Below are 22800 nucleotides of genomic sequence, written 5' to 3'. Positions count from 1 at the left end.
ATGACCGCCGCGCCCCTGGTACAGGATGTTCGCCGGCGCATCACGGTGACCGGCGTGGTTCAGGGGGTCGGCTTCCGTCCGTTCGTGCATCGCCTCGCCAGCGAACTCGGCTTGACCGGCTTCGTCGGAAACGACTCGGGCGCGGTATTTCTCGAGGTGCAGGGAGATCCCGAGCTGATAGACGAGTTGGCTCGCCGGTTGCGCGGGCAGGCACCTCCGCTGGCCCGCATCAGCTCGATATCGGTCACCGACATCGCGTTCCACAGCACCGATCCGCCCGCTTTCCGCATCGTGGACAGCCGCGCCGCGAGCGGTCCCGCCACGCCGATCCCACCGGATGTCGCGGTGTGCGACGACTGCCTCACCGAACTGTTCGACCCGCACAACCGCCGCTACCGGCACCCTTTCATCACCTGCACCGACTGCGGCCCGCGGTTCACCATCGTCCGGTCGCTGCCCTATGACCGCCCGGCCACCACCATGGCCGGCTTCGCCATGTGCCGGCGGTGTGCCGGCGAATATCACGACCCGGCCGACCGGCGATTCCACGCCCAGCCCATCGCCTGCCCGGATTGCGGCCCGTCGTTGTGGTTCGACTCGCCCGCCGGGGGCACCGAGGGATCCGACGCGGCCGTCACGGTCGCCCGGCAAGCAATCGCATCGGGCGGCGTCGTCGCCGTCAAGGGCATTGGCGGCTACCACCTGGCCTGCGTCGTCGACGACGAATCGGTGGTCCGTGGGTTGCGGACCCGAAAGTCACGTGGCGCCAAGCCATTCGCCGTCCTGGTGCGCGACCTGTCGGTCGCGCGCCGCTACGCGGTCATCGACGACGCCGAGGCAGCGGTGTTGACCGGCCCGGCGCGGCCGATCGTATTGCTGCGCCGGCGGCCGGACGCTCCGGTGGCCGATGCCGTCGCACCGGGCAACCCGCTGATCGGGCTCCTCCTGCCCTACTCCCCCATTCATCATCTGCTGCTCGACGGGCCGCTCGACTCGCTGGTGCTGACCAGTGCCAACCGGTCGGACGAACCCATCTGTTTCACCGAACAGGATGCCGCCCATCGCCTCCCGCTACTGTGCGACGCGGTGCTGGACCACGACCGGCCGATTCACGTGCCTTGCGACGACTCCGTGGTGCGCGTCATCGACGGTCGGGAACTACCCATCCGCCGTTCGCGCGGCTATGCGCCGCTGCCGGTGGATCTCGGGATCGACGGGCCGGCAGTGCTGGCCGTCGGCGGCGAGTTGAAGAACACGTGCTGTCTCACCGACGGGTCGCGCGCCTACCTGTCGGGACACATCGGAGACCTGGCCGACTACGAGACTCTGCGAGCCTTCGAGCGGGCAGTGGGCCAGCTCAGCGAAATACGCGGTCATCCGGCACGCTTGGCGGCCGATCTGCACCCCGGCTACCACACCCGCGCCTGGGCCGAGCGTCACGCGCAGGACCGGGCGCTGGACCTGGTGCAGCACCACCACGCGCACATTGTCTCCCTGTTGGCCGAGCATGGGCGACTCGGTGAGCCGATCGTCGGGGTGACTTTCGACGGCACCGGTTACGGATGTGACCAGACCATATGGGGCGGGGAGATTCTCACCTTGGGCCACGACAGTCACCGGTTCCGGCGGGCCGGGCACCTGCGGCCCGTTCCGCTGCCCGGCGGTGACGCGGCCGTGCGCAATCCGTGGCGGATGGCCCTGTCCCAGTTGGGGCAGGCCGGGCTCAGCTGGGATTCGGACCTGCCCCCGGTAGCCGCCGCCACGTCTGCCGAATTGCGAATGTTGCGTGCACTTCTGGACAGCGGCACGGCCTGTGTTGCGTGCACGAGCATGGGCCGACTTTTCGATGCGGTCGCCTCGCTACTGGGGGTGCGGCACCGGATCGACTACGAAGGGCAGGCCGCAACCGAATTGGAGGCACTGGCGCAGACGGCAGCGGCACCTCAACCGCTGCACTTCGCGGTGGGTGCGGACGCGGTGATCGACCCGGCGCCGATGGTGCGCGCGATGGTGTCGGCGCTGCGCGACGGGGCCCGACCGGCCGCGCTGGCCGCGGGCTTTCACCAGGCGGTAGCCGACGCGGTCGCCGAGGTGGTGTGCCGGGTGGCCGGGCCTACCCGATTGGTAGGTCTGACCGGAGGTGTCTTCCAGAACGTGCTGCTGCTGCAGCACTGCCGTACCCGGCTGCGCAACAAAGGATTTGACGTCTTGACCCACCATGTCGTGCCGCCGAACGACGGCGGGCTGTCGCTCGGCCAGGCGGCCATCAGCATGCTGATCGCGCGAGAGGAGGAACATCGATGAATACGGTCATGGATCACGATCTCGGCGCCGATCTGGCTGCTGATCTGGCCGGAGCCGCATTCACCGCGGCCAAGCGGTTCGCGGCGGGCGCCACCATGTGGTCGATCGCGCCGTCGTGGGAACCGCATGCCAGACATATCGCAGTCGAATTCGTGCATCCGGTGATCGTGGGCAAGCGGGCGCTGCCGGCGGTCGCCCTCGCAGGACCGGACGTGGTGGACTTGGTCCGGATTTCGGTTCGCCCGGGGGACATGGTGATCGCGGTCGCCGGCGCTGACGATCTGGCGGTGCGATCGGTGATGCGCCGCTGCCCGGCGTGGGGTGCCACCACGTTCTGGATCGGCAGCGGTGCGCGCCCGGAGCCCGGTGCCGCCGATCATGTGCTGTGGTTGGACGATCCGGATCCTCGGGTCGCCGCCACCGGCGGCTTCGTGCTGTTCTACCACCTGCTCTGGGAACTGACTCACGTGTGCTTCGAACACCCGGGGCTGCTGAAAACCCAATATTCCGAGCATGTTTGCGTCACCTGTAGTGACGAAGGCCGACTCGCTGAGGTGCTCACCGCCTACGACGATGACCATGCCAGCGTACGCACCGCGCGAGGCACCGAATCGGTGCTCACCACCCTGATCGGACGGGTGACTGCCGGTGACCTTGTGCTGGTCCACGCGGGCACGGCGATCGCGCGCGCCGGGCAGGAGGCCTGATGATGCAACAGGAGCCCACCAACTTCCTCTACCCGTTCATCGACGCGGAGGAAGACAACCCCGACTCCCTGCTGGCCGACCTGGCCGCATCCGCGCAGGCCAAGGCCGCCGAAAGCATCGCGGTGCGGCGCGCCACCCTGACCGCCAATGCCGACCTGCTGGATCGGGCCGCAGCCGAACTGGCCCGGCGATTCGGTGCGGGCGGACGGATGTTCACCTTCGGCAACGGCGGCAGCAGCACCGACTGCACCACGCTGGCCGCACTGTTCGCCCGACCCCCCGTCGGAAACCCCTTGCCGGCCTGGTCTTTGACCACCGACCAGGCAATCGTCACCGCCCTGGGCAACGACGTCGGATTCGAGTTGGTTTTCGCCCGCCAGCTGATCGCCCGCGCCGCCTCCGGCGACATCGCGGTCGCCATGTCCACCAGCGGCAACTCCCCCAACCTACTCACTGCGCTCGCCGAAGCCCGCCAACGCGGGTTGTACACCATCGGATTCGCCGGTTATGAAGGCGGCGCGTTCGCGCGCAACCCGAATGTGGACGCCTGCTTCACAGTCAGGTCCCAGAGCGTGCACCGGATCCAGGAAGCCCAGGCTCTGCTGGGTTATCGGCTCTGGCTGGCAGTACAGGAGAAGTCTGATCAGAGGATGGGGGCGGCATGAGCGATCCGGCGGCACGCGACTATCTCTTGTCGGGGCCACGATTCGGCGAAGGTCAGGTGATCGAACGCATCGAGTCGTTCCGCAGACGCCGTCCCCGGTTGCTCGACGACCACATCACGCTGGCGCACGGCGCCGGCGGCAAAGCCTCCGCCGCGCTGGTGGACGCCGTGTTCGTCGAGGCTTTTCGCAACCCGCTGCTCGAGTCGCTCGGTGACGCCGCGGTGCTCACTCTCCCCGGCGGCGAGCGGATCGCGATGTCCACCGACTCGTTCGTGGTGCAGCCCAGACGTTTTCCGGGTGGGTCGATCGGAACGCTGGCCGTGCACGGCACCTGCAACGACCTCGCCATGGCCGGCGCGGTGCCCTCGTGGATCTCGGCGGCCTTCGTGCTCGAAGAAGGCTTCCCGATAGCCGAGCTGAAGGAGATCGTGGCAGACATGGCGGCGGCGGCCGCCGAAGCCGGTGTGCAGATCGTCACCGGTGACACCAAGGTGGTGCCCAACGGCGCGGCCGACGGCGTCTTCATCAGCACCACCGGCACCGGCGTGATACCCGCCGACCGCTCGCTGGCGGCCGGCGCGGTACAACCGGGTGACCGGGTGCTGCTGTCGGGCTCGATGGGCGATCACGGCATGGCCGTGCTGCTCGCCCGCGGCGATCTGGCCATCGAGGCTGACATCGCTTCGGACACGGCATCTTTGAGCCCGCTCGTCGAACTGCTGATGGCCGCCGCGCCGTCCACCCGGTGGCTGCGTGATGCCACCCGGGGTGGGGTGGGCACCGTCTGCAATGAACTGGCACAGGCCTGCGGGCTCGGCGTGTTGCTCGAGGAGGAGCACCTGCCGGTGCGGCCGATGGTCAACGGGGCGTGTGAACTGCTCGGAATCGACCCGTTGTATGTCGCCAATGAAGGAAAGTTCATCGCCGTGGTCGCGGCCGGGGAAGCCGAGGCGGGGCTGGCCGCGCTGCGCTCGCACCCGCTGGGTGCCGATGCCGCCGACGTCGGGGAGATTGTGACCGCGCCACGCGAAAGCGTGCTGCTCCGAACCGGATTCGGCGGCACCCGAATCGTCGACATGTTGGTCGGCGACCCGTTGCCCCGGATCTGCTGACACCAGAGAGGAGACCGCCGATGTGCCTGGGCATTCCGGGACGGATCGTCGCCGTCACCGATCCCGCTAACCATCTGGCCAAAGTCGACGTCAGCGGCGTGCAACGCACCATCAGCGTGCGATTGCTCGAAGGTGACCCACCCCAACCCGACGACTGGGTGCTGGTCCACGTCGGATTCGCGATGGCCAAGATCGACGAGACCGAAGCGCTGCTGACCCTGGCGGCCATCAAGAAGCTCGGCGAGGCATACACCACCGAACTCGAAGCCTTCGACTCTTCCGCGATCGTTTAGGAGGCGACATGAAATTCGTCGACGAATTCCGGGATCCGGCGGCGGCCCGCACACTGCTGACCGCGATCGAGCACCTCGCGGGAACCGGCCCCGAGCACTTCAAATTCATGGAGGTGTGCGGCGGGCACACGCACACCATCTACCGGCACGGCATCGAACACCTGCTGCCCGACAACGTCGAACTCGTGCATGGCCCCGGCTGCCCGGTGTGTGTGATCCCGATGGGGCGCATCGACGACGCGATGTGGCTGGCCGGCCAACCCGGGGTGATCTTCACCTGTTTCGGCGACATGATGCGGGTGCCCGGATCGGCGGGCAGTCTGCTGGACGCGAAAGCGCGCGGCGCCGATGTCCGGTTCGTGTACTCCCCCTTGGATGCGCTGAAGATCGCCCTGGACAACCCGGACCGGCAGGTGGTGTTCTTCGCCATCGGCTTCGAAACCACCGCACCGTCCACCGCGGTGACGCTGGTGCGCGCCCGCGAACTGCACTTACCCAACTTCAGCGTGTTCTGCAACCACGTCACCATCGTGCCGCCGATCAAGGCGATCCTGGAATCACCGGACCTGCGGCTGTCCGGGTTCATCGGTCCCGGGCATGTATCCACGGTGGTGGGCAACCGCCCGTACCGGTTCGTTCCGGATGTTTACCGAAAGCCTTTGGTAGTGGCCGGTTTTGAGCCGTTGGACATCCTGGCGTCGGTGGCGATGCTGCTGCGGCAGATTCGTGAAGGCCGGTGCGAGGTGGAGAATCAGTACAAGCGGGTGGTCCCGGAGAATGGCAATCCCGCCGCACTCAGGCTGATGGGTACGGTGTTCGCGTTGCGCCCGCACTTCGAGTGGCGCGGGCTCGGGTTCATCTCGCAGAGCGCGCTGCGCCTGCACGACGATTTCGCGGATTTCGATGCCGAACAACGCTTCTCGATGCCCGGCGTGCGCGTCGCCGACCCGAAGGCGTGCCAGTGCGGCGAGGTGCTCAAGGGCGTCCTCAAGCCCTGGGAATGCAAGGTTTTCGGCACTGCATGCACGCCGGAGACGCCGATCGGCACCTGCATGGTCTCGCCCGAGGGAGCGTGCGCCGCCTACTACAACTTCGGCCGCATGCACCGTGACGCCGCCAAGCTGGTGGGTTCGTCTGGACGAGGGTGACGTGACGGACGCCGCCGGCGCCGAGATGTTCGCCCGATACGCCTATGCCCCCAACGCCCTCGGCTATTGCGGTCCGCCGCTGGGCGCCACCCTGCGCGACGGCACCGTGGACGACGTGCTGCGCGCGGCTCGCAGGTTCTCCGGGGCGTGGCCGTATCTGCAGGTGCTGTCGCGGCTGACCGGCATCACCGATCCGCTGGACCGCCGGCTGGTCGAATCCTATTGGCTCGGCGGTGGTGTCGGCGCCGAAGTGCCCGGCACCCGCTTCTTCGACGAGTTGCTGGCCATCATCGGCCCCCAGGCCGGCCGCTACTGGTCACATCTCACCCCCGATCTGGCCGGCGAGGCGGCCGGCAACCACTGCTTTCACGTCTTCGGCGTGTACCCCTGGACGCGATTTCTCGGGCGCGGCATGGATCAGCATCCGCTGCATGTGCTGGACAGCTGCCGGATCAGCTGGGGCACCGTCATCTCCCGCCGCGCCGGCGACGATGCAGAGCGCAGCGATGCGGAGGAGCGGCGCCAGATTCCCCGCGGTGATGAGATTGAGGTGCGCTGCCGGCGGCTGGTGTGGGACGGCCGGGCGCTCGCATTGTCCGAGCCCGCCACCCGGGTGCTCGACGTCTGGGCCGACGGGTACTGCGCGGTGCCGGACGTAGCGGTCGGCGACGAGGTCGCGGTGCACTGGGGGCGGCTGTGCGGGCGGCTGCAGCCAGACCAGGTGGGCGCGCTTGCCGACAGCACCCGCCGGCAGATGCGGGTGACCAACGAACGCCTCAACGCCTAGATTCGTGCCACACTGGCCCCCGTGCCCGGTTCGATTTGCGACCTGCTGCCCAGTACTGCGGCTCTGCTCGGGGTACCCGGCGCACTGGACACCCTGGGTTTGACCGAGTCGGTCGGGGACGTCGACCGCATCATGGTCGTGCTCGTCGACGGGTTGGGCTGGCATCTGTTGCCGGACGTGGTGGACGACGCTCCGTTGCTGGCCTCGGTGCTGACCGGTGGCACCGGGCGGCTGCGACAACTGCGGTGCACCTTCCCCTCCACCACACCGACGAGCCTGGTATCGCTGGGCACCGGCGCCCAGCCCGGACAACACGGAATCCTCGGCTTCACCCTCAACATCCCGGGCACCGGCCGCGTGCTCAACCACATCCGGTGGCGCGACGAACCGCCGGTCGACGAATGGCAGCCTCTCCCAACGTGGTTCGACCGTCTGGCGCATGCGGGCGTCAAAGCCCGCGCCCTGCTGCCGGAATGGTTCATCGGTAGTGGACTGACCGAAGCCGCCTACCACGGCGCGCTCTTCGTGCCCACGCACGCCGACGACGACTACGCACAGCGGATGATCGACGAACTGCGCGCGACACCCGGTCTGGTCTACGGCTACACCGCCGACCTCGACACGATGGCGCACGTGTTCGGCGTCGGGTCACCCGAATGGCACGAGGCCGCGGCGCGGATCGATGCACTGCTGACCAGGCTGGCCGAGTCGCTGCCCGCCAACGCTGCGCTGCTGGTCACCGCCGACCACGGCGGCTTCAACGTCGCCGCGGACGCCCGCATCGACATGGACGCCGACCCGCGGCTGGCCGCCGGTGTTCGGGTGGTCGCCGGCGAGCCGCGAGTGCGTTACCTGCACACCCAGCCCGGGGCCACCGCCGATGTGGTGGCCACCTGGTCGGAACTCCTCGCCGGTTGCGCGGATGTCCACACCCGCGAGCAGGCCGTCGCGGCGGGTCTGTTCGGGCCGGTCAGCCCCGCTCTTCTGCCCCGGATCGGTGACGTCGTGGTGGTCTGCACCGGCGGCTGGGCGGTGTTGGCGACCGGTCACGAGCCACCGGAATCGGCAAGGCTGGTCGGCTTTCACGGTGCGTCGAGCGCGGCAGAGATGGACATCCCGCTCATCGAAATCCTCTGACCACACTCAAATCTCGTTTACGTGGTTGACCGATCTGCGGCTCGGCCGTCGCCCGACAGGCCCGGACCGGCCTCGGGGATGACATCGTGAGCGGTGAGCTCCGCGTCGCACTTGTCGCAGGACAGCTGGACATGGGCCGCGCCGCCGCAGTCGCGGTGGCGGTAGTAGACAGGTGGGCCACCGGGTGCCATGTACCGGTCGCCCCAGTCACGCAGCGCCAGCAGAACCGGGTAGAGGGCAAGACCCTTGTCCGTCAGCCGGTAGGCCGCGTGGGTTCGGCTGTTGCCTTCCCGGTACGGCTCGCGCCGCAGGATCTCCTCTGCGACGAGGCGGTCGAGCCGGTCAGCGAGCCGGCCTCGAGGGATGCCCAGCGTCGTCAGAAAGTCCTCGAACCGCGTGGTGCCCGCGAACGCTTGTTTCACCAGCAAAAACGTCCACCGGTCCCCGAGGACGACGAGCGGCCGGGTAATCGAGCAGGGGATATCGGCGAGGTCCTCATACCGCATACCTGCACAGTATCAGTTTGGGACTTTGCGTTGAATTGCAGCGTACTTTTCTGATACCTTGCCTAGATATCATTTCGATATCTAGGCGGAGGGCCCAATGCGCGCAATACAGGTGATCGAAGAATGCGGGCCCGCGTCCGTCGTGCTCGCCGATGTCGAGGAACCCGATGGGGACCTGGTGGTCCAGGTCCGCGCCGCCGGGGTGTCGTTCCCAGACTTGCTGATGACCCACGGCAAATACCAGGTGCGCCAGAAGCTTCCATTCATCCTCGGATGGGAAGCGGCTGGCGATGTCATCAAAGCGCCGCCAGGCGGGGAGTTCAGCGTCGGCGACCGGGTGATGACGCTGACATTCGGGGCGCACGCCGAAAGGGTGGCGGCCGTGGCGGAGACCACCTTTCGCTTGCCCGATGGGTTGGATTACATTCGCGGCGCTGCGCTCCCGTTGAACTACCTCACCGCCTTGGCCGCTGTGCAGCGGCGCGGAGCGCTGCAACCCGGAGAGACGGTGTTGGTGCACGGTGCTGCCGGCGGGGTCGGCAGCGCGTGCATCCAGATCGCCAAGGCACTCGGCGGCCGGGTCATCGGCTGCGTTTCGACCGACGAGAAGGCCCGTGTTGCTACCACTCTGGGCGCTGACACGGTGCTGGTAGGCGACGACTGGTACGACCGGTTGGACACTCCGGTGGCGATGATCGTCGACCCGGTCGGTGGCGAGAAACGCTTTCGGGACAGCCTGCGGTCCCTGGCTCCGGAGGGCCGAATCGTTGTCGTGGGCTTCGCCGCCGGCCAGATACCGACCGTGTCGGTCAACCGGCTGCTGATGCGCAACGTCGATGTACGGGGCTGCTCGTTCGGCGTGCTCGCCGTCGACCCCGCGGTCCGGGCGGCGGCCCTGGCTCAGCTGGAGGATCTGACCACCCGCGGGGCGATCAGTCCCCTGATCGGCGCCGTCTATTCCCTCGACGACGTCGACCAGGCCCTGCAGGATCTCGCCGAGCGCCGCTCCACCGGCAAAGTGATCGTCGAAATGGTCTGAGCCGGGCGACTCTGAGGCGTTTGAATCCGAAACTTTCCCAAAATTGCACTTGCGAATCGATTGCATCTACGGACCAACTGGAGTTACCTAGTTGTCGTAGGAATTTGCTAGCAGTTGGGACGCAAGATGGACAGTCGCCGACACTCTTCGCAGCTCCCGTGCCGCGCAGCTGACGTCAACCCGCGATCGCCGCCTCGGCGTGAAAAATCCGCTTAACACATTGGCCCATTGTCTGACAACACTTTTCGGCTACGGATAACCGGTCTCCGCGCGCCTATCGGCCAAAGCTGCCCACATTAACCATCTTTCACGCGGGCGCCAGGACGCTGTCGTGCGCCGGACTGCCGCGCCCTGCTCTCAACCTGAAGGAGCACCACCATGTCTTACGTGCGCATCCTACCTGAATCACTCATCGCCGCAACGGATAACCTGTCCACTGTCGGTGCGGCCGTGAGCACCGCCAACGCTTCTGCAGTCGCATCGACCAGCGGTGTGACGCCCGCTGCCGCCGACGAGGTGTCCGCCTTGACCGCGGCGCAATTCGCCGCGCACGCGCAGATGTATCACGCGGTGAGCGCCCGTGCCGCCGAGATTCACCAGGCTTTCGTCGCGGTTCTGGCGGCCAGCGCCGGCTCGTACTCCGCCACCGAGGCAATCAACGCCGCCAGTGCGGGCTGACCATCATGGACTACGCAGCCCTTGCACCCGAAGTGAACTCCGCCAGGATTTACGCCGGCCCCGGTTCCGGCCCGATGCTGACGGCCGGGCTGGCCTGGAACACGCTGGCATCCGAATTAGCCCGCGCAGCAGCGGGTTACAGCGCGGCGATCGCCGAAATGACCACGGGGAAATGGCGGGGACCGGCGTCCATGGCAATGGCGGCGGCCGCCATCCCGTACGCGACGTGGATGGGAACCACAGCTACCCAGGCGTTGCAGGCCGCCGGACAGGCCGGGGCCGCCGCCGCAGCCTACGAGGCGGCGTTCGCCATGACCGTGCCGCCGCCCGTCATAGCAGCCAACCGAACACAATTAGCGAGCCTGGTCGCCACCAACCTCCTCGGGCAGAACACCCCGGCGATCGCTGCCACTGAGACGCTCTACGCCGAGATGTGGGCGCAGGACGCCACGGCGATGTATGGCTACGCGGCCTCGTCGGCGGTGGCCTCGCAGCTGACTCCCTTCACCGAACCACCGGCCACCACCAGCGTCGAAGCCGGCCTCACTCAGGGCGTCACCACCGTCGACGCGGGCACCCAAGGCACGCTCTCGCAACTCGTGTCGGCGATTCCCTCCGCGCTACAAGGACTCGCCACTCCGCTGGGGGCCGAGTCGACGGTGGATTGGCTGGGCCTGGCCGGGACGGACTTGTCCACCCCGGCGGGAATCTTGAATTTCCTTACCGGATCGGATGGTTCGGCCCTCGGCATGGCGCTCAGCAGCGTCGGCCTAAGTACCCTGTCTTCCGGGTTCTACACGCCGGGGAGCTTCTTGGGCACGCTGGCCGATGCGGTGGGTATGGCCGGCGTCGGAGGGGCGGTGGAAGCGGGCGGCGAAGCCGTCGAGGCGGCGGCAGGGGAGGTCGGAGCCTCGGTCGAGAGCCTCGGCAGCACGATGACGGCCGGTGCGGGCAATGCGGCCGCCATCGGATCTTTATCGGTGCCGCCGAGCTGGACCGCCACGACGTCGCCGCTCGGTTCGGCGCTCTCGGCGCTACCAAGCGCCGGTGCCGCCGCGCCCAGCGCGGGTGGGCCGGCCAACATGCTCGGCGGTATGCCGCTGAGCGGCCTGACCGGGCGCAGCTTCAGCGAAACGCCCCGCTACGGGTTCCGGCCGACCGTGGTGATGCACCCGCCGGCCGCCGGCTGAGCGGTTAGAGCGGTTAGAGCGGCGTCACGTACGCCGAACTGATGCCGCCGTCCACCAGGAACGTCGACGCCGTGATAAACGAGGCGTCATCACTGGCCAGAAACGCGACAGCGGCGGCGATTTCGTCGGGGTCGGCAAAGCGGCCCAGCGGCACGTGCACCAGCCGTCGGGCAGCCCGCTCCGGGTCCGCGGCGAACAACTCTTGCAGCAGCGGCGTGTTCACCGGTCCCGGACACAGGGCGTTGACCCGGATGCCCTGCCGGGCGAACTGCACACCGAGTTCCCGCGACATGGCCAGCACGCCGCCCTTGGAGGCGGTGTAGGAGATCTGCGAGGTCGCCGAACCCATCACCGCGACGAACGAGGCGGTGTTGATGATCGACCCCTTGCCGGCGGGCACCATGTGCCGCAGCGCCGCCCGGCAGCACAGGTACACCGATTTCAGGTTGACATCCTGAACATGTTGCCACGCAGGCAATTCGGTGGTCTCGATCAGATCGTCCTCCGGCGGCGAGATGCCGGCGTTGTTGAACGCGATGTCGATCGATCCGCAGGCGTGCGCGGCACCGTCGAACAGCTTGTTCACCGACTCCTCGTCGGAAACATCGACTGCCACATACAGTCCGGAGAGCTCCTCGGCAGCGGCACCACCGGCCTCCGCATCGATGTCGCCGATGACCACCGTCGCGCCCTCGGCGTGCATGCGCCGCGCCGCGGCCAGGCCGATACCGCTGCCTCCGCCGGTGATGACCGCCACCCGGCCCGCCAGTCGCCGACTCAGGTCGATCACTGCTCCTCCTCGATGGCGATGAACACGTTCTTGGTCTCGGTGAAATGCAGCGGGGCATCGGGCCCGAGTTCACGGCCCACACCCGATTGTTTGAACCCGCCGAACGGGGTGCTGTAGCGCACCGAGGAATGCGAATTCACCGACAGGTTGCCGGATTCCACCGCGCGCGAGACGCGCAGGGCGCGGGACAGGTCGTCGGTCCAGATGGAACCGGACAGACCGTACTCGGTGTCGTTGGCCAGTGTGATGGCATCGTGTTCGTCCTCAAATGCCAAGACGGTGACTACCGGCCCGAAAATCTCCTCGGTGACACTGCGATCATCGCGCTGCGGGGTGAGAACCGTTGGGGGAAACCAGAACCCCGGGCCCGTGGGCGCTGTGCCGCGAAAAGCAATGGGCGCGTTCGCGGGCACGTAGGAGGCCACCTTGTCCCAGTGCACGCGCGACACCAGCGGGCCCATCTCGGTCTCTGCCGCTGCGGGGTCGCCGACCACCACGGCGCGCACGGCCGGTTCGAGCAGCTCCATGAACCGTTCGTAAACACTGCGCTGCACCAGGATTCGGCTGCGGGCGCAGCAGTCCTGACCAGCATTGTCGAACACCCCGCCCGGCGCGGTCGCGGCGGCACGCTCGAGATCGCAGTCGGCGAACACGATGTTGGCGCTCTTTCCGCCCAGTTCGAGCGTCACCCGTTTGACGTGGGCCGCCGCGCCGGCCATCACCTTCTTGCCCACCGCGGTCGACCCGGTGAACACGAGCTTGCGGACTCCCGGGTGGGTGACCAAGCGTTCCCCCACCACCGCACCCCTGCCCGGCAGGACCTGCAATAGATCTGCGTCGAGTCCCGCCTCGACGGCGAGCTCAGCGAGGCGCATGGTGGTCAGCGGCGTCCACTCGGCAGGTTTGACCAATACCGCGTTGCCCGCGGCCAGCGCCGGCGCGATGCCCCACGTCGCGATCACCATCGGGAAGTTCCACGGCGTGATCACCCCCACCACGCCCATGGGCTCGTGGAAGGTGAGGTCGATGCCGCCGGCGACCGGAATCTGCCTGCCGGACAACCGTTCCGGGCTGGCGGCATAGTACTGCAGGACGTCACGGACGTTGCCGGCCTCCCACCGCGCCGAACCGATCGGGTGCCCCGAGTTGGCCACTTCCAGCGCGGCCAATTCGTCCAGGTGCGCATCGACGGTTGCCGCGAACGCGCGCAGTGCGGCGGCGCGTTCAGCCGGCGCCAGCCGCGCCCAGCGCATCTGGGCGGCGGTGGCGCGAGCCACCGCGTCGTCGACAGCAGCGACGTCGGCATGCTCGACCGAGCGCAGCACCTCTTCGGTGGCGGGATTGACCAGCTGGGTGGAAGTCATGCCGCGGCGTAGGATCGCGCGGCCTCGACCAAGGCGGTGAACAGCCGCAGATCGTCCAGCGACTTCTCCGGATGCCATTGCACCGCAAGGGCGAACGCGTCTCCGGGCACCTCGACCGCCTCGACCACCCCGTCGACGTCCCAGGCGCCCACGACCAGCCCGTCGCCGACTTTGTCGATGGCCTGATGGTGGTAGCACGGCACATCGGCGGTCTCGCCGATCACCGCCGCCACCTTGGTGCCGGGCACCGTGCGCACCGGCAGTCTGCTGAACACGCCGTTGCCGGCGCGATGCCCGGAGTGGCCGATCACCTCGGGCAGGTGCTGATGCAGGGTGCCGCCGAATGCAACGTTGAGCAGTTGCGCGCCGCGACAGATGCCCAGCACCGGCAACCGCCGGTGCAGCGCGGCGCGCAACAACGCGAACTCCCAGGCGTCGCGGTCGGTGCGCGGCTCGTCGGTGGTCTCGTGCGGGTGCTGACCATAGGCGGCAGGGTCCAGGTCGTAGCCCCCGGTGATCACCAAAGCATCCAGGCTGTCGAGCAACCGGTCGACCGTGCCCTCATCCACCGCCTGCGGCGGTAGCAGCACCGGTATCCCACCGGCCAGCATCACGCCTTCGAAGTAGTCGGCAGGCAGGTAGGCCGCAGGGATGTCCCAGACGCCGGTGCGCACCCGCTCGAGGTACATCGACAAGCCCATCACCGGCGACTCCCGTGGCGATCGCAAGCGCGGCGGAGCTGGGCGCAGCGGGTCGTCACCATCAGACCGTGGCGATCGCAAGCGCGGCGGAGCCGGGCGCAGCGGGTCGCCACCATCAGACCGTGGCGATCGCAAGCGCGGCGGAGCCGGGCGCAGCGGGTCGTCACCATCAGACCGTGGCGATCGCAAGCGCGGCGGAGCCGGGCGCAGCGGGTCGTCACCATCGAATCTAGAGCCGTTCAAAACCACGAATCCTCTCCCAGTCGGTGACCGCCGCGTTGAACGCGCTGAGTTCGACACGCGCGTTGTTCAGGTAGTGCCTGACCACGTCGTCGCCGAAGGCCTCGCGTGCCAGGGCGGATTCACCGAACAGCGCGGCCGCCTCGCCCAAAGTGCCGGGTAGCCGCTCGACATCCTGCGCATCGTAGGCGTTGCCGGCATAGGGCTCGCCGAGCTCGAGGTCCTGATCGATACCGTACAGCCCGCCCGCGATCAGCGCGGCGACCGCGAGGTACTGGTTGACGTCGCCACCGGGTATTCGGCATTCCACCCGGATGCTGCGCCCGCGTCCGACCACCCGCAGTGCGCAGGTGCGGTTGTCCAGCCCCCAGGCCACCGCCGTCGGGGCAAAGCTGCCATCGGCGAAACGCTTGTAGGAGTTGATGTTCGGTGCGAAGAACAGGGTGAGTTCGCGCACCGTGGCAAGCAGGCCGGCGACGAAGTTGCGGAACGTCGGCGACATTCCGCCGCTGCCGTCGGCGAATGTAGCGCTGTCGTCCGTGCCGCGCAGCGACAGGTGGATGTGACAGCTGTTGCCTTCGCGTTCATCGTATTTCGCCATGAACGTGAGGCTCTTGCCGTGTTGGTCGGCGATCTCCTTTGCGCCGTTTTTGTAAATGGCGTGGTTGTCGCAGGTGACCAGCGCCTCGTCGTAGCGGAAGCCGATCTCCTGCTGGCCGTTGTTGCATTCGCCCTTGACGGACTCGACCCGCAGGCCCGCGCCCTGCATGCCCAACCGGATATCGCGCAGCAGCGGCTCCATCCGCGACGAGGCCATGACCGCGTAGTCGATGTTGTAGTCGCTGGCCGGTGTCAGCTCGCGGTAACCGCCCGCCCACGCCGCACGGTAGGACTGGTCGAACATGATGAACTCCAGCTCGGTCGCGACGTCGGCGATCAGCCCGCGCTGCGCCAGCCGGTCGAGCTGACGGCGCAGGATGGCGCGTGGCGACACGGCCACCGGGCTGCCGTCGGCCCATGACAGATCCGCGATCACCAGCGCCGTCCCGGGAAGCCACGGCACCAGCCGCAACGTGGAAAGGTCGGGCATCATCACCATGTCGCCGTAGCCGGTCTCCCAGTTCGACATGGCGTAGCCGGGCACGGTGTTCAACTCGACGTCGACGGCCACCAGATAGCTGCAGCATTCGGCGCCGTGGACTGCCACCTCGTCGACGAAAAATCGGCCGGCCACCCGTTTGCCGGCCAGCCGACCCTGCATATCGGTGAACGCGATGATCACCGTGTGGATGTCACCGGTGCCCACCAGGTGGGCCAGTTCCGGCAACGGCAAATGCGACGAATCCTGTTGCAACACTTGAGCACAACTCCGCCCACTACCAGGCGCTGGTACGCAGCACTATCTCGGTGGCCAACTGCGCTGTCGACTCGTGTGCATTGCGGCGCCCGGCCAGATCCACGACGCGGTAGTCGGAGAAAACCAGTCGCTGACTGTCGCGTGCCGCATTTCGCGTGGCGGGCGAACTCACCAATACGGTGGTGCCGATCTCCACCGGTGGACATTGGTCGTCCAGAACCGCACCGTCGGCGTCGGCCACGGCTGGGTGTCCGCGGTCGATGGCCACCAGGCCGGCGAACCGGCCCAATCTCGTGGCCGCCAATTCCCAGGCGAGTTCAGCCCCGTCGCGATCACCCACGACCACGGCCCAGCCGACGCCGAGCGCGTCGAGGATGCCGATCACCGATTTGGCGGTCAGGCGCGGGTCCGCACCGATCACGACGGTTCTCAGCGAAGCCGTGTGCAGGCGCTCGCAGATCGCGTCGTAGGCCGCCACCGCCCGTTGCTCGGCGCCCAGTATCACCACGACGACACCCTTCTCCGGACCGGCGACCGCAACCTGCGCCGAAAACCCGTCGATCGTGGTCATCATCCTGGGCACCCCGTCAAACTACGCCGAATGGGCCGGGTTTACACGCCGGAGAGCAGACCCGTCAGCCGCCGCTGCACGAAGTTGATGGCCTGAAGAGCGAAATTGCCGATGCCCCGTGCCTTCGGCATTGCGGCCTTTTCACCCGTCTTACCGGCGCAACTCGCTGCAAAGATGCGGTCGCCGCGCCGGCGGACCGGTCAGCAAATCCAGCACCGCGTTCACGTCGAGGTGCTCGTCGAGCAGGTCGGCGACAACGTCGAGTTGACGGTCGCGGCGAGCGGAGACATTCACGTCGCCGGCCACCACGAACCCGTCCCGGCCGGCCGCACCGGCGACGCTGGTGAGGAATGCCCGCCGAAAATCGTCGTTGTCGAGCAGTCCGTGCCAGTGCGTGCCGAAGACCGCTCCGCGCCGGATGCCGGCCGCCTCGCAGCCGGGATCGAACCACGCCGGCTCGGCACACCGGGTCACCCGTCCGTAATGAATCTCGTAGCCCGACAACGGCTCTCGCCACCGACGCAGCGTTTTAGCCGCAGCGAAGCCGATGTCGGCGTCCAGCAACCCCAATCCGTGCACCGCCCCGGCGCGCGACTCCACCGTGTCGTCGATGCCGCGGCAGAGCATCTGGAAGCCGCCGCAGATTCCGAGCACCGGCTTACCCGCCGCGGCATGATCGACGATGCCCGCGGCCAGGCCGCGTTCCCGCAGCCAGGACAGGTCGGCAACGGTGGCCTTGCTGCCCGGCAGCACGATCAGGTCGGCGTCGACCACGTCGGCTGGATCGGTGACCCAACGCACCAAGAGACCGGGTTCACAGGCCAGCGCCTCGATATCGGTCGAATTCGATATGCGTGGCAGGCGAATCGCCGCCACTCGCAACCACTGCTCACCCTGCGGCGGCTCGGGCGTGCCGACCACCCGGTGCGCCACCACTGACAGGGAATCTTCGGCGTCGAGCCACAGTTGCTCGCAATACGGCAGCACTCCGTAGGTGGGCCGACCGGTCAGTTCGGCGAGCTGCGTCAGGCCCGGTTCCAGCAGCGCACGGTCACCGCGAAACTTGTTGACGACGAAGCCCGCGATGAGCGCCTGGTCCTCGCGGTCGAGCACCGCGACGGTCCCGAACAGATGGGCCAGCAAGCCGCCGCGGTCGATGTCACCGACCAGCACCACCGGCAGCTCGGCGGCCCGGGCCAGACCCATGTTCGCGATATCGGTTGACCGTAAATTGATTTCGGCGGGAGATCCGGCTCCTTCGCAGATCACTGCGTCGAATTCCGCACGCAGACTCGCCAATTCGCTGTGAACGACTTCGGCAACCTGATCGCGGTGCTGGAAATAGCTTGCTGCGCTGACGTACTCAGTGGCCTGCCCACGCAGGACCAACTGCGAAGTCCCGTCGCTGCTTGGTTTGAGTAGGACAGGGTTGAATCGCACGCTGGGTTCCAGACCCGCCGCCCGCGCCTGAATCGCCTGGGCGCGGCCGATCTCGCCGCCTTCGACGGTGACAGCGGAATTGTTCGACATGTTCTGCGCCTTGAACGGCGCGACGCGGACTCCGCGGCGCGCCAGCAGGCGGCACAGACCGGCGACCACCATGGATTTCCCGGCGTCCGAGCTGGTGCCCGCCACCAGCAGCGCCCCACTCACCTTGTTGCGGCGAGCAGTGCGGCGAGCAGTGCGGCGAGCAGACACAAAGGCGCCCATTTTCGCCCCGAAAAAGGTGCCTTTGCGTCTGCTCGCGCCACCAAACTCACGGCAGGGTCAGGATTTCGGCACCGGTGTCGGTGACCAGCAGGGTGTGCTCGAACTGGGCGGTCCACTTGCGGTCCCTGGCGACCACGGTCCAGCCGTCGTCCCAGATCTCGTAGTCCAGTGAGCCCAGATTGATCATCGGCTCGATGGTGAAGGTCATCCCCGGCTGAATGACCGTCTCGACCGCGGGCTGGTCGTAGTGCAGCACCACCAGACCATTGTGGAAAGTCGTGCCGATGCCATGACCGGTGAAGTCGCGAACCACGTTGTAGCCGAACCGATTTGCATACGATTCGATGACGCGGCCGACCACCGAGAGCTGCCGTCCCGGTTTCACGGCCTTGATCGCCCGCATGGTCGCCTCGTGGGTCCGCTCCACCAGCAGCCGGTGTTCCGCGGAGACGTCGCCGGCCAGGAATGTCGCGTTGGTGTCGCCGTGCACCCCGTTGATGTAGGCGGTGACGTCGATGTTGACGATGTCGCCGTCCTCGATCACCGTCGAGTCGGGGATGCCGTGGCAGATCACCTCATTGAGCGAGGTGCAGCACGACTTGGGGAAGTTCTTGTAGCCCAGCGTCGACGGGTAGGCACCGTTGTCGACCATGTACTCGTGCGCGATGCGGTCGAGTTGGTCGGTCGTGACACCCGGCGCGACGGCCTTACCCGCTTCCTGGAGCGCGCGCGCCGCAATCTGGCCGGCCACCCGCATCTTCTCGATGACCTCGGGATCCTGCACCCAGGGCTCAGAGCCCTCCTTAGCGGTGGGCTTGCCGACGTACTCCGGGCGCGCGATCCACTTGGGCACCGGCAGCGTCGGGGACAGCACGCCGGGGGACAGCGCAGTTCGAACAGGCATGGCAGCTAGCTTAACGATGCCGCGCCCGTGGTGCCGCCGAGCGCCCGCACCGCACCGACCCTGAAGATCTGCAGGGCCTTGCTCGCACTTTCGCTGCACATCTTCAGGCTGGGCACGCCCCACCTCAGGATCGGGGCCGGCGCAAAAGGTTGCGTCGCGGCCCTCGAATGATCACGGAGCCGAACACCACCTGGCCGCTCAATACGACGTGCGGATTGCCTTCGGCCGGCGGATCCTTGCGCCGATCCGACGCGCTGCCCACATACGCCTCGACGTTGTCGATCGACGCGCTGGCGCCTTCGGGCAGCCAGAGATTCAGCGAGCCGAATTTCATGTCGAGTTCGATGACCACCACCGGACCCGCAAACCGCGCCTTGGTCAGGTCCAGGTCGATCGACCCGAACCGGCGCACCAGCGAAAGCCGGGTGGGCACCATCCACTCACCGTGGCGCTTCAAGGAGCCGGCCCAGCCCCGCAGTTCCACCCGGTCGGTCGCCGAGGTGACGATCGCCCCCGGCGCGGGCAGGTCGCCCACCAGCGAGTCCAACTCGTCGCGGGTGCGCGCATACGACACCTGGCGGGTGCGCTGTTCGAACTCGTCGATGTCGATCAGTCCGAGCGCCAGGGCATTCTGCAGCCGGCGCGTGGTGCCGTTGCGGTCGGCGTCCGACACCCGCATCGCCGCCATGTCCCCACCCGGCCCGGTCGTGCTCACCTTCGCAACTTACCGCTGTTGCGGGTCGGCAATCCTGTTAGGCCAGGTAGCCCGGCGGCAGCGAGTCGAACATCACTTTGGTCATCCGGACGGCGTATTCCGAGCTGCCGCCCCCGACGATCAGCGCCGCGAACGCCAGGTCGCCGCGGTACCCGGCGAACCAGGAATGCGAGCCGCCCGCGAACTCGGCTTCCCCGGTCTTGCCGTACACCTCCCCGCAGCCCGCGATCTCCTTCGCGGTGCCATTGGTGACGACCAGCCGCATCATCGGACGCAGCGCCTCGACCATCTTCGGGCTGATCGGAGTGTTGTCGCCGGCGACAGTGGTCGGGCGGCCCGCGATCAACTGCGGCACCGGTGTCTTGCCGGCGGCAACTGTGGCTGCCACCAGCGCCATGCCGAAGGGGCTGGCCAGCACCCGACCCTGGCCGAATCCGTCCTCGGTGCGTTCGGTCAGATCGACGGTCGGGGGCACCGACCCGGTCACGGTCGTGATGCCCTCCACCTGATAGTCCAGCCCGATGCCGTAACGGGTGGCCGCCTGCGTCAGACCGCGCGGCGGCAGTTTGGAACTCAGTTCGGCGAAGGTGGTGTTGCACGAACTGGCGAAGGCGCGCGACATGGGCACCACGCCGAGATCGAAGCCGCCGTAATTCGGGATGGTGCGGTGGCCGATGTCGATGTGGCCCGGGCAGCCGACCATCGTGTTGGGGGTCGCCATGTCGCGATCGACGGCGGCGCCGGCGGTGACCATCTTGAAGGTCGACCCGGGCGGGTAGAGGCCGGTCGTAGCCAGCAGGCCCTCGGCGTTCGCTCCGGCGTTCTGCGCGACGGCCAGGATCTCCCCGGTCGACGGCTTGAGCACGACCAGCATCGCTTTGCCACCGCGGGTGTCCACCGCATGCTGGGCGGCGTTCTGCACGGCCCGGTCCAGCGTGATCGACACCGACGGCGCCGGCGAGCCTTCCACCTCGTGCAGCACCGCGACGTCGACACCGTTCTGGTTGGTGCTGACGATTCGCCATCCGGCCTGGCCGTCAAGTTGGTCGACGACGGCCTTCTTGACCTCGGCCATGACCGCGGGCGCGAAATTCGGATCGGTGGGCAGCAGCTCGGGGTGCGGGGTGATGACGACCCCGGGCAATTGGCCGATGGCCGGGAACACCCGGTTGCTGTCGTCGGGCAGCAGCGTGGCCAGATCGATCGGCTGGGTGGCCGAGCTGGCCATCTCGGCCAGCAGCTGGGGATCGTTGAGCGTGTCGTTGAAAGGATGCAAGGTGTCCACAATGGCGTGCGCGGTCCCGATCAGGTCCGGCCCGGCCTTGGTGGCGTCAAGCGAGTAGTTGTAGATGTAGCCGGGCGCCAGTACGTCCGAGCCGCCCAGTTCGTTCACCGAGGCGCGCCGCGGTTGGTCAGCCCGCAGCGCAAACGTCTGGTGCTCCCCCAGCTTCGGGTGCAGCCCGGTGGTCGCCCAACGGACCTGCCAGTGCCCCTCGTCGCGGGCCATCTTCAGCTGGCCGTCGTAGCTCCAGGTCCGGTTCTTGGGCAGGTGCCAGGTGAACCGGTACACGACGGTGCCGGTGTCCTCGGCGTACTTCGAGCTCAGCACCTGCGCATCCAGGTGGACGGCCTGCAGGCCGGCCCAGGCGGCGTTGAGCGCCTCGCGGGCTTCGTTCGGGTTGTCGCTGAGCTGGGCGGCGGTCGCGGTGTCACCGACCGACAGTGCTGCCAGGAACCTCTCGGCGGCCGGGCCGGGCCCTTCGGGCTTGGGCGTGCAGCCGGGCAACACGGTCAGCGCCACCAGCAACCCTGCGACCGATGTTGCCAATGTTGTTCGTGAGAAAATTGTGACCATCGGTACTGATGTTATGGACCGTGGCCGCCGCGCCGACGCAGACACACCGAGACCCGACCGTTATCCGCGGCGGGGAATTGCGAGCGGAACGAGGCTGCGATTTCGAGCGCCGATTTACGCAGTACGGTTCCACTCGCGGAAACGGCTACTAATCGAGCAGCACCGTGGCGAAGGTGCCGACCTCTTTGAACCCGACACGGGCATACGCAGCGCGGGCGACCGTGTTGAAGTCGTTGACGTACAGGCTGGCGACGCGTCCACTGCCGACGATCACGGCGGCCAGCGTGGCGGTGCCGGTGGTGCCCAGCCCCTGGCCACGGCACTCGGGATGCACCCAGACTCCCTGGATCTGTCCGACCGACGGCGACTGCGAACCCACCTCGGCCTTGAACACGACCTGGCCGTGCTCGAACCGGGCCCAGGCCCGTCCGGCCGCGATCAGGCTGGCCACGCGCCGTCGGTAACCACGGCCGCCGTCGCCCATCCGCGGGTCGACCCCGACTTCGCCGATGAACATGTCCACGGCCGCGACCAGGTAGGCGTCGAGTTCTTCGGGCCGGACCTGGCGCACTTCGGTGTCCAGCGTGCAGTTGGGGTGGCTGTTGAGCGCCATCAGCGGCTGGCGGTCGCGCACGTCACGGGCCGGGCCCCAGGCCGACTCGAGCCGCCGCCACATGGGCAGCACCAGGTCGGCGCGGCCCACCAGCGACGAGCACCGGCGGGCCGTGCTCTTGGCCTCGTCGGCGAACGCATTGAGATCGATCAGATTTCCGCGCAGCGGGATCAGGTTGGCACCGGCGAAACACAGCGACTCCTCCGGAGCGCGCCGGGTCCACAATTCTCCGCCAATCGAATTGGGTTCGACGCCGTAGTCGGCCACCCGCGCGGCGACCATGCAGGACTCGACCGGATTGTCCCCGAGTACCCGCCAGACGGCGGCGGCGTCGCGCACCACCGAAACCCGCCTCTCGCCGACGAGGCGCAAGATGGGCGGAGCCGACATCTCATAACCTTCTGTGATGCGTAC

The 22800-nt window shown here is 67.6% G+C and carries 22 protein-coding genes; 11 read left to right on the top strand and 11 right to left on the bottom strand.

Translation table 11 applies throughout. From position 1 onward, the window contains the following. The 8 genes from hypF to AWC08_RS15585 are packed head-to-tail and all read left to right on the top strand — an operon-like array spanning nucleotide 1 to nucleotide 8153. Nucleotides 1-2304 carry a carbamoyltransferase HypF gene (gene hypF, locus AWC08_RS15620; RefSeq protein WP_065136646.1) on the top strand — a complete coding sequence of 768 codons (2304 nt, stop codon included), beginning with the start codon at nucleotides 1-3 and terminating at the stop codon, nucleotides 2302-2304. Next, entirely contained in the window at nucleotides 2301-3011 is a 711-nt protein-coding gene (locus AWC08_RS15615) for a hydrogenase assembly protein HupF (protein ID WP_065136647.1), read from the top strand. Before hypF ends, AWC08_RS15615 begins: the two co-directional genes overlap by 4 nt. Next, on the top strand, nucleotides 3011-3676 hold the full coding sequence (locus AWC08_RS15610) for a D-sedoheptulose-7-phosphate isomerase (RefSeq protein WP_065136648.1): 666 nt from the start codon (nucleotides 3011-3013) through the stop codon (nucleotides 3674-3676). The genes AWC08_RS15615 and AWC08_RS15610 overlap by 1 nt, the downstream gene beginning before the upstream one ends. Further along, entirely contained in the window at nucleotides 3673-4788 is a 1116-nt protein-coding gene (hypE, locus tag AWC08_RS15605; protein ID WP_069433594.1) for a hydrogenase expression/formation protein HypE, read from the top strand. Before AWC08_RS15610 ends, hypE begins: the two co-directional genes overlap by 4 nt. 20 nt (nucleotides 4789-4808) lie before the next feature. Further along, a complete protein-coding gene (locus AWC08_RS15600) occupies nucleotides 4809-5081 on the top strand; it encodes a HypC/HybG/HupF family hydrogenase formation chaperone (RefSeq protein ID WP_065136650.1) in 273 nt (90 codons plus the stop codon). Nucleotides 5082-5089: 8 nt separating this feature from the next. Then, nucleotides 5090-6229 (top strand): hydrogenase formation protein HypD, encoded by a 1140-nt coding sequence (hypD, locus tag AWC08_RS15595; RefSeq protein ID WP_065136651.1) that lies wholly within the window; start codon nucleotides 5090-5092, stop codon nucleotides 6227-6229. Continuing rightward, nucleotides 6216-7016 carry a DUF6390 family protein gene (locus tag AWC08_RS15590; protein ID WP_372511510.1) on the top strand — a complete coding sequence of 267 codons (801 nt, stop codon included), beginning with the start codon at nucleotides 6216-6218 and terminating at the stop codon, nucleotides 7014-7016. Before hypD ends, AWC08_RS15590 begins: the two co-directional genes overlap by 14 nt. Before the next feature lie 21 nt (nucleotides 7017-7037). Next, on the top strand, nucleotides 7038-8153 hold the full coding sequence (locus tag AWC08_RS15585; protein ID WP_065136652.1) for an alkaline phosphatase family protein: 1116 nt from the start codon (nucleotides 7038-7040) through the stop codon (nucleotides 8151-8153). Between the two features lie 17 nt (nucleotides 8154-8170). On the opposite strand, the gene AWC08_RS15580 is transcribed toward AWC08_RS15585, so the two are convergent. Then, the gene (locus AWC08_RS15580) at nucleotides 8171-8659 is read right to left on the bottom strand and encodes a winged helix-turn-helix transcriptional regulator (protein WP_069433595.1); all 489 of its coding nucleotides are present in this window, start codon (nucleotides 8657-8659) and stop codon (nucleotides 8171-8173) included. 97 nt (nucleotides 8660-8756) lie between these two features. Between AWC08_RS15580 and AWC08_RS15575 the strand changes: the two genes are divergently transcribed. From AWC08_RS15575 to AWC08_RS15565, 3 genes are all read left to right on the top strand, one after another. After that, nucleotides 8757-9698: an NADPH:quinone oxidoreductase family protein gene (locus AWC08_RS15575; RefSeq protein WP_065136654.1), complete on the top strand. Its 942-nt coding sequence runs from the start codon at nucleotides 8757-8759 to the stop codon at nucleotides 9696-9698. 378 nt (nucleotides 9699-10076) lie between these two features. Continuing rightward, a complete protein-coding gene (locus AWC08_RS15570) occupies nucleotides 10077-10376 on the top strand; it encodes a PE family protein (protein ID WP_065136655.1) in 300 nt (99 codons plus the stop codon). A gap of 5 nt (nucleotides 10377-10381) precedes the next feature. Next, the gene (locus AWC08_RS15565) at nucleotides 10382-11566 is read left to right on the top strand and encodes a PPE family protein (RefSeq protein WP_065136656.1); all 1185 of its coding nucleotides are present in this window, start codon (nucleotides 10382-10384) and stop codon (nucleotides 11564-11566) included. A 13-nt stretch (nucleotides 11567-11579) separates the two neighbouring features. Here the strand turns inward: AWC08_RS15565 and AWC08_RS15560 are convergent, their stop codons facing one another. The 10 genes from AWC08_RS15560 to AWC08_RS15515 form a co-directional block, all read right to left on the bottom strand. Next, complete coding sequence (locus AWC08_RS15560) at nucleotides 11580-12356, bottom strand: 3-oxoacyl-ACP reductase (protein WP_142283604.1); 777 nt, start codon at nucleotides 12354-12356, stop codon at nucleotides 11580-11582. Continuing rightward, complete coding sequence (locus tag AWC08_RS15555) at nucleotides 12353-13720, bottom strand: aldehyde dehydrogenase family protein (RefSeq protein WP_065136657.1); 1368 nt, start codon at nucleotides 13718-13720, stop codon at nucleotides 12353-12355. The genes AWC08_RS15560 and AWC08_RS15555 overlap by 4 nt, the downstream gene beginning before the upstream one ends. Next, on the bottom strand, nucleotides 13717-14610 hold the full coding sequence (locus tag AWC08_RS15550) for a gamma-glutamyl-gamma-aminobutyrate hydrolase family protein (protein ID WP_232007916.1): 894 nt from the start codon (nucleotides 14608-14610) through the stop codon (nucleotides 13717-13719). The genes AWC08_RS15555 and AWC08_RS15550 overlap by 4 nt, the downstream gene beginning before the upstream one ends. Nucleotides 14611-14650: 40 nt before the next feature. Then, nucleotides 14651-16018, bottom strand: a complete 1368-nt coding sequence (locus AWC08_RS15545; protein ID WP_065136660.1) for a glutamine synthetase family protein — start codon at nucleotides 16016-16018, stop codon at nucleotides 14651-14653. 19 nt (nucleotides 16019-16037) lie between these two features. Next, nucleotides 16038-16592: an alpha/beta hydrolase gene (locus AWC08_RS15540; RefSeq protein ID WP_065136661.1), complete on the bottom strand. Its 555-nt coding sequence runs from the start codon at nucleotides 16590-16592 to the stop codon at nucleotides 16038-16040. Between the two features lie 147 nt (nucleotides 16593-16739). After that, nucleotides 16740-18242 (bottom strand): cobyric acid synthase, encoded by a 1503-nt coding sequence (locus AWC08_RS15535; RefSeq protein ID WP_065136662.1) that lies wholly within the window; start codon nucleotides 18240-18242, stop codon nucleotides 16740-16742. Between the two features lie 103 nt (nucleotides 18243-18345). Beyond that, nucleotides 18346-19203, bottom strand: coding sequence for a type I methionyl aminopeptidase (gene map / locus AWC08_RS15530; RefSeq protein ID WP_069434018.1), 858 nt, complete (start codon nucleotides 19201-19203; stop codon nucleotides 18346-18348). Nucleotides 19204-19327: 124 nt separating this feature from the next. Beyond that, entirely contained in the window at nucleotides 19328-19891 is a 564-nt protein-coding gene (locus tag AWC08_RS15525) for a DUF1707 SHOCT-like domain-containing protein (RefSeq protein WP_065136691.1), read from the bottom strand. Nucleotides 19892-19955: 64 nt separating this feature from the next. Next, on the bottom strand, nucleotides 19956-21764 hold the full coding sequence (locus tag AWC08_RS15520; protein ID WP_142283607.1) for a penicillin-binding transpeptidase domain-containing protein: 1809 nt from the start codon (nucleotides 21762-21764) through the stop codon (nucleotides 19956-19958). 157 nt (nucleotides 21765-21921) lie between these two features. After that, nucleotides 21922-22776, bottom strand: a complete 855-nt coding sequence (locus AWC08_RS15515) for a GNAT family N-acetyltransferase (protein ID WP_069434016.1) — start codon at nucleotides 22774-22776, stop codon at nucleotides 21922-21924. Nucleotides 22777-22800: the final 24 nt, after the last annotated feature.

It is taken from the genome of Mycobacterium gordonae, from assembly GCF_002101675.1.
In the GTDB taxonomy this organism is placed as follows: Bacteria; Actinomycetota; Actinomycetes; order Mycobacteriales; family Mycobacteriaceae; genus Mycobacterium; species Mycobacterium gordonae.
This window is presented reverse-complemented; position numbering and strand designations above follow the sequence as displayed.